This window comes from Ramlibacter albus, assembly GCF_014297445.1.
Lineage (GTDB): Bacteria > Pseudomonadota > Gammaproteobacteria > Burkholderiales > Burkholderiaceae_C > Ramlibacter > Ramlibacter albus.
This window is the reverse complement of record NZ_JACORU010000002.1, coordinates 534,731-540,842: the sequence shown is the minus strand read 5'-3', so window position 1 is coordinate 540,842 and position 6,112 is coordinate 534,731. Positions and strand designations below refer to the sequence as shown.

7 protein-coding genes are annotated in these 6,112 nt (G+C 67.0%); 2 read left to right on the top strand and 5 right to left on the bottom strand.

The window, feature by feature from the left end; all coding sequences use genetic code 11:
• The coding region (locus tag H8R02_RS30050) for a hypothetical protein (RefSeq protein ID WP_222622402.1) at positions 1-336 on the top strand (336 nt) is incomplete at its 5' end.
• Between the two features lie 308 nt (positions 337-644).
• On the opposite strand, the gene H8R02_RS09300 is transcribed toward H8R02_RS30050, so the two are convergent.
• Positions 645-1,337: a glutathione binding-like protein gene (locus H8R02_RS09300; protein WP_187081097.1), complete on the bottom strand. Its 693-nt coding sequence runs from the start codon at positions 1,335-1,337 to the stop codon at positions 645-647.
• A gap of 60 nt (positions 1,338-1,397) precedes the next feature.
• On the opposite strand from H8R02_RS09300, the gene H8R02_RS09295 reads away from it, so the two are divergent.
• Entirely contained in the window at positions 1,398-2,099 is a 702-nt protein-coding gene (locus H8R02_RS09295) for a hypothetical protein (protein WP_187081096.1), read from the top strand.
• Between the two features lie 4 nt (positions 2,100-2,103).
• Here H8R02_RS09295 and H8R02_RS09290 read toward each other — a convergent pair whose 3' ends face one another.
• From H8R02_RS09290 to H8R02_RS09275, 4 genes are all read right to left on the bottom strand, one after another.
• Positions 2,104-3,378, bottom strand: coding sequence for an acyl-CoA dehydrogenase family protein (locus tag H8R02_RS09290; protein ID WP_187081095.1), 1,275 nt, complete (start codon positions 3,376-3,378; stop codon positions 2,104-2,106).
• Positions 3,379-3,400: 22 nt separating this feature from the next.
• Entirely contained in the window at positions 3,401-4,507 is a 1,107-nt protein-coding gene (locus H8R02_RS09285; protein WP_187081128.1) for a phosphotransferase family protein, read from the bottom strand.
• A 10-nt stretch (positions 4,508-4,517) separates the two neighbouring features.
• A complete protein-coding gene (locus H8R02_RS09280) occupies positions 4,518-5,237 on the bottom strand; it encodes a Crp/Fnr family transcriptional regulator (protein WP_187081094.1) in 720 nt (239 codons plus the stop codon).
• 92 nt (positions 5,238-5,329) lie between these two features.
• Complete coding sequence (locus tag H8R02_RS09275; RefSeq protein WP_187081093.1) at positions 5,330-6,109, bottom strand: oxepin-CoA hydrolase, alternative type; 780 nt, start codon at positions 6,107-6,109, stop codon at positions 5,330-5,332.
• Positions 6,110-6,112 lie beyond the last annotated feature (3 nt).

Genomic DNA, 6,112 nt, shown 5'->3' with positions numbered 1-6,112 from the left:
CCGGCAAGCCGTTCGATCCTGGACGTCATAGCGCTTGACTTGAACGACAGCATCTGCGCGATTGGCGCGAACGCCAATCGCTCCGCTCAAACAAATGGCGCGAGTCAGAGCACGTACGCGTTGTGCGATACGCGCGCTGCGCACGCTCTCGTCACAACGCTGGGCCGCAAGGCCAGCCACCGTGGGCGTCTGGGCTTGATTCGCGCCGCGAACCGGCCGGGCGCGGCGTTGCTACACATGGTGGCGCGCAACCGGTCGTGCTCCAACATTGCGTCTGCAAATCCGTGCGTGGGCAGGCTGCGGCGCGACTCGAGCACAGGCGCTTGCGGTGGGTGAGTCCGCGACCCAGCGCGGCTACGAGAGCGCGCGGCAGCGCGCGTATCGAGCCGTGCGTACGTGCACTGACTCGCGCCATTTGTTTGAGCGGAGCGATTGCGGTGTGCCGCAATCGCGCAGCGAGTTATGGCGCGGGGTCGCGGATTCGCCCGGCGCAAGGGATCGAGAGCCGCGCTATGCGCGGCGAGCGACGCCGTAGCCATCGCGCCGCAGCCTGCCCACGCGCGGATTTGCCGGCCGAGGTCGAAGAGCGCAACAACAAAGCCAAGAGAAATTGGAATCTGACCCCAATATCCCCAATATCCAGGCTAGCGCCGCTCGTACTGCGTCTTCCCGAACAGCACCTCGCGCGCCTTCTCGTCGGTGATCGGCTTGCGCAGGCCCGCGAGCACCTGCACGCCACGCTGCACGGCAGGCCTTGCGGCGATGCGGTCGAACCACGCCTTCAGGTGCGGGTAGTCCTCCAGCACGATGCCCTGCCGCTCCCAGCTGCGCAGCCACGGGAACGTGGCGATGTCGGCGATCGAGTACTCCTTGCCGCCCAGCCACTCGCTCTGCGCCAGGCGCCGGTCGATCACGCCGTAGAGGCGCTTCGCCTCGTTGCTGTAGCGGTCGATCGCGTACTGCAGCTTCTCGGGCGCATAACCGCGGAAGTGGTGCGCCTGCCCGAGCATCGGCCCCACGCCGCCCATCTGGAACATCAGCCACTGGAGCACCTCGTACTTCTCGCGGTCGCCCTTCGGCAGGAAGCGGCCGGTCTTGCCGGCGAGGTACACCAGGATCGCGCCCGACTCGAACAGCGAGATGGGCTTGCCATCGGGCCCATCCGGGTCCACGATGGCGGGAATCTTGTTGTTGGGACTGATGCGAAGGAAGTCGGGCTGGAACTGGTCGCCCGCGCCGATGTCGACGGGGATGGCTTCATACGGAAGACCACATTCCTCCAGCATGACGTGCACCTTGTGCCCGTTCGGCGTGGCCCATGAGTAGACCCGGATCATCGTGGGCGTCCCATCAGGTTATCTTCGATAATCGATCACTTTAGGGGAAAGCCGGCCCGCATGTTCGACAAGCTCAGGAAAGCCTTCTCGCGCGACGCGGGCAAGCGCGACGCGGTCGAAGGCACCCCCTCGCAGCCGGCGTCGCAGCTGCAGTTCACGGTCTCCCAATGGGCGCAGTCGCACGGCTTCGCGGTGCAGATGACCGGCTCGGGCAACACCGTCAAGATGCAGGGCAAGGTGCACGGCAAGCCGTGGCTGATGGAAGCGGGCACGCCGACGCGCAACTACATCATGGGCGACGAGCTGCGCGCGCGCGCCGAGATCGGCGTGAACGAGGACGCCGCGGTGCTCGTCATCAACCGGCCCCTCAAGGAGGCGCTGGAGGCCAAGGCCTACAACATGATCACCGACGACCTGCAGACCACGGCGGACCCGAACCTGCCGGAGGAGATGCGCTGGCTCGCCATGTACGACGAAGTCGGCTGGGACAGCCTGCCGATGGACTTCTGGAACCGCTACGCCATCCTCACCGACCGCCGCGAGAACGCGCTCGCGTGGATCGACCCGCAGCTCGCCGAGATGATGCTGGAGTGGCCCGAGCCCGGGCCGTCGAAGGACGTGCCCTTCATGCTGCTCGTGCTGCGCGGCAAGGCGTACATGCGCATGGAGTACACGCCGCCGACCGCGCAGGTGCTGGAGCACGCCGCGCAGATCTTCACCAGCGCCTGCGAGTCCGCCATCGGCGGACTCTCCGTCAACTAGGGCCTCACGCGCCTCGCGTCACCGCGGCTTCGGCGTCCTTGCCGTAAGCGCCGTACTTGCCCAGCTCCCACTTCGCGATCGCATTGCGGTGCACTTCGTCCGGGCCGTCGGCAAAGCGCAGCGTGCGCGCGTGCGCGTACGCGTTGGCGAGCGGGAAGTCGTCGCACATGCCGCCGCCGCCGTGCACCTGCATCGCCCAGTCGATCACCTGGCACGCCATCGTGGGCGCCACCACCTTGATCATCGCGATCTCGGTGCGTGCGACCTTGTTGCCGGCCACGTCCATCATCCACGCGGCCTTCAGCGTCAGCAGGCGCGCCATGTCGATCTTGCAGCGCGCCTCGGCGATGCGCTCCTGCGTCACCGTCTGCTGCGCCACGGTCTTGCCGAACGCCGTGCGCGAGAGCGAGCGGCGGCACATCAGCTCCAGCGCGCGCTCGGCCTGGCCGATCAGGCGCATGCAGTGGTGGATGCGACCGGGCCCCAGGCGCCCCTGCGCGATCTCGAAGCCACGGCCTTCGCCGAGCAGGATGTTGCCGGCCGGCACCTTGACCTTGTCGAAGTACATCTCGACGTGGCCGTGCGGCGCGTCGTCGTAGCCCATCACGTTCAGCGGGCGCACGATGCGGATGCCGGGTGCATCGGCCGGGACGACGATCATGCTCTGCTGCGAATGCTTGGGCGCCTCCGGGTCGGTCTTGCCCATCGTGATGAAGACCTTGCAGCGCGGGTCCGCCGCGCCGGAGATCCACCACTTGTGGCCGTTGACGACGTAGTGGTCGCCCTGCTTCTCGATGCGCGTGCAGATGTTGGTGGCGTCGGACGAGGCCACTTCAGGCTCGGTCATCGCGAACGCGGAGCGGATCTCGCCCTCGAGCAGCGGCTTGAGCCACTTCGCCTTGATCTCCTCGGAGCCGTAGCGCGCCAGCGTCTCCATGTTGCCGGTGTCGGGCGCGGAGCAGTTGAACACCTCGCTGGCCCACACGACGCGGCCCATGATCTCGGCCAACGGCGCGTATTCCAGGTTGGTCAGGCCGGCGCCGTCGTAGCCCGAGGCATGCGCGCTGTCCACGGGCAGGAACAGGTTCCACAGGCCGGCGGCCTTGGCCTTCGGCTTGAGCTTCTCGATGGTCTGCAGCGGGCTCCAGCGCTTGCCGGCCTGGGTGTTGGCTTCGAGCTCCTCCTTGTAGGCCTTCTCGTTCGGGTAGACGTGTTCGTCCATGAAGCGCTGCACGCGCTGCTGAAGGTCCTTGACCTTGGGGGAGTAGTCGAATTCCATTTCTTCTCCTTGGTGTTTCGTCTCAAGCCTTTTGGGCGAATGTCCAGGCCAGTTCGGCCATGGGGCGCGCGCCGGCGCCGGATGCGGCGGCCTGCGCGCTCGAAGCCGTACCCGCCTCCACCCGCTTGGCGATGCCTTGCAGGATGGCGGCGATGCGGAACAGGTTGTAGGCCATGTAGAAGTTCCAGTCTGCCTTCAGGTCCGCAACCGTCGCGAAGCCGGTGCGGTCGCAGTACATGCGCATGTACTCGTCCTCGCTGGGGATGCCCAGCGCCTTCAGGTCCAGGCCCGCGATGCCGCGCGCGCCGGGGCCGTGGGGGATGTGCCAGGACATGCAGTGGTAGCTGAAGTCCGCGAGCGGGTGGCCGAGCGTCGACAACTCCCAGTCGAGCACGGCGATGATGCGCGGCTCGCTCGCATGGAACATCGTGTTGTCGAGCCGGTAGTCGCCGTGCACGATGGAAACCTTGCTCTCGTCGCGCGCGGCCGGCGGAATGTGCGCGGGCAGCCACTCGACGAGCTTTTCCATCTCGGGGATCGGCTGCGACATCGGGCCGGCGCCGTCGGCGGAGGCCTTGTACTGCTTGCTCCAGCGGCCGATCTGCCGGTCGAAGTAGTTGCCGGGCTTGCCGTAGTTCGCGAGGCCGCGCTCGGCGAACTTCACGGTGTGCAGCGCCGCGATCACGCGGTTCATCTCGTCGTAGATCTCGCCGCGCTGCGCGCCCGTCATGTTGGGCAGCGACTGGTCCCACAGGACGCGGCCCTGCATGAACTCCATGACGTAGAACGCGCGGCCGATCACCGACTCGTCCTCGCACAGGCAGTACATCTGCGGCACGGGCACGCCGGTGCCGGCGAGGCCGCTCATGACGGCGAACTCGCGTTCGATCGCGTGCGCGGAGGGCAGCAACTTGGCCACCGGCCCCGGCTTGGAGCGCATCACGTAGCTGCGCTTGGGCGTGGTGAGCTTGTACGTGGGGTTGGACTGGCCGCCCTTGAACATCTCGGCCGTGAGCGGGCCTTCGAAGCCGGGGAGGTTCTTCGTGAGCCACGCTGTGAGGGCGGCGGTGTCGAACTGGTGCTTGTCCGAAACGGGGCGGGTGCCGATGAAGTGGTCGAAGTCGGGCATGGTTTTGCGTTCAGTCATCGGCTTCGACGATACGCGCCAATGCGTCGCGGTTGCGAACAACCAGCCCGCCCGGCTCGATGCGGATCACGTCGTCGCGCTCCATCGCCTTGAGTTCCTGGTTCACGCGCTGGCGCGAGGCGCCCAGCAACTGCGCAAGTTCCTCCTGCGCCAGCTGCAGGCCGATGCGCACCTCGCGCCCATCCGCGAGGGAGGGCACGCCGTAGCTGCGGATGAGGTGCATCAGCTGCTTGGCCAGGCGGGCGCGCAGGGGCAGGGTGTTGAGGTCTTCCACCAGCCCGTAGAGCTGCCGGATGCGTCGGGCATGCAGGCGCAGCAGCGCTTCGTACAGCTCCGTGTGCTGCGCGAGGATCTTGCGCAGGTCGCCGCGCGAGACGCACACCATCGTGGTGTCGCCATGCGCATACGCGTCGTGCGTGCGCCGGTCCCCGTCGAAGATCGCCACGTCGCCGAACCACACGCCCGGCTCCACGTACGTGAGCGTCACCTGCTTGCCCGTGATCGAGGTCGAGCTCACGCGCACCGCGCCGCGCGCGCACGCCACCCATTCCTCCGGCGGGTCGCCCCGGGCGACGATGAGTTCGCCGTCCTTGTAGCGTTTGACGTAGGCGCATCGGAGGATGTCGTGCCGCAGCGAAGGTGAGAGGGAAGAGAACCAGCGACCGGCATTGATCGCTGCACGTTCTTCAATGGTAAGAATGGGATCGTCCATGTGTCTGTCCGGCAAGTGACTGGTGCGCTCGGCCATTGTCGCGCGCGGGACGACCGATCCACTCAGGGTTTGTCACCTGAGTGTCGTACTTCTCAGTACTTCGGCTTCTGCTTCGAGAGGAAGGCGCCGATGCCGATGCCGCCGTTGGCGTGGTGCAGGTTCTTCACGAAGTGGTCGCGCTCGGCGGCCAGGTGCGCGGTGAAGCTGTTGGCCTGGGCCTCTTCCAGCAGTTCCTTGATGCTGCTCAAGGCGTTGGGGGCGCGCTCGTTGAGTTTCTGCGACAGCGCGAGCGCTTCGTCCAACGCCGCGCCGGGCGCGGTGACACGGTTGACGACGCCCAGCTCGTGCAGCCGCTTCGCACCCACCTTTTCGCCGCCGAGCAACAGTTCGCTCGCGAGCTGCCGGGGCAGGGCGCGCGCGAGGCTCCACGTCGCGCCGCCGTCGGGCGAGAGCGCGACGTTGCTGTACGCCATCACGAACACCGCGTCTTCCGCCGCCACGATGAGATCGCAGGCGAGCGCGAGCGAGAAACCCGCGCCGGCGGCCGGCCCTTCGACCGCCGCAATGACCGGCTTGGGAAACGTGCGGATGGCGTCGATCCACCCGTGCAGCCCCTGCTGGATGCTCTGCGCCTGGTACTCGGGCGGCTTGCTGCGGTTGTCCATCAGCCGCTGCAGGTTGCCCCCCGCGCAGAACACGCTGCCTTCGCCCGTGATGACGACGCTGCGTACTTCGTCGTTGCTGTCGGCGGCATTGAGCGCCTCGATGCCGGCAACGTAGATCTCGGGGCCGAGTGCGTTGCGCTGCTCGGGGTTGCTGATCGTCAGCACCATCGTGCGGCCGTTGCTGGAACTCTTCAGTTCACCGGGCATGGG

Bases quoted from the DNA above. Each gene is read 5' to 3' on its own strand.
- H8R02_RS09285 (WP_187081128.1), bottom strand. From the start codon at position 4,507: ATGCCCGACTTCGACCACTTCATCGGCACCCGCCCCGTTTCGGACAAG.
- H8R02_RS09300 (WP_187081097.1), bottom strand. From the start codon at position 1,337: ATGATCCGGGTCTACTCATGGGCCACGCCGAACGGGCACAAGGTGCAC.
- H8R02_RS09275 (WP_187081093.1), bottom strand. From the start codon at position 6,109: ATGCCCGGTGAACTGAAGAGTTCCAGCAACGGCCGCACGATGGTGCTG.
- H8R02_RS09290 (WP_187081095.1), bottom strand. From the start codon at position 3,378: ATGGAATTCGACTACTCCCCCAAGGTCAAGGACCTTCAGCAGCGCGTG.
- H8R02_RS09295 (WP_187081096.1), top strand. From the start codon at position 1,398: ATGTTCGACAAGCTCAGGAAAGCCTTCTCGCGCGACGCGGGCAAGCGC.
- H8R02_RS09280 (WP_187081094.1), bottom strand. From the start codon at position 5,237: ATGGACGATCCCATTCTTACCATTGAAGAACGTGCAGCGATCAATGCC.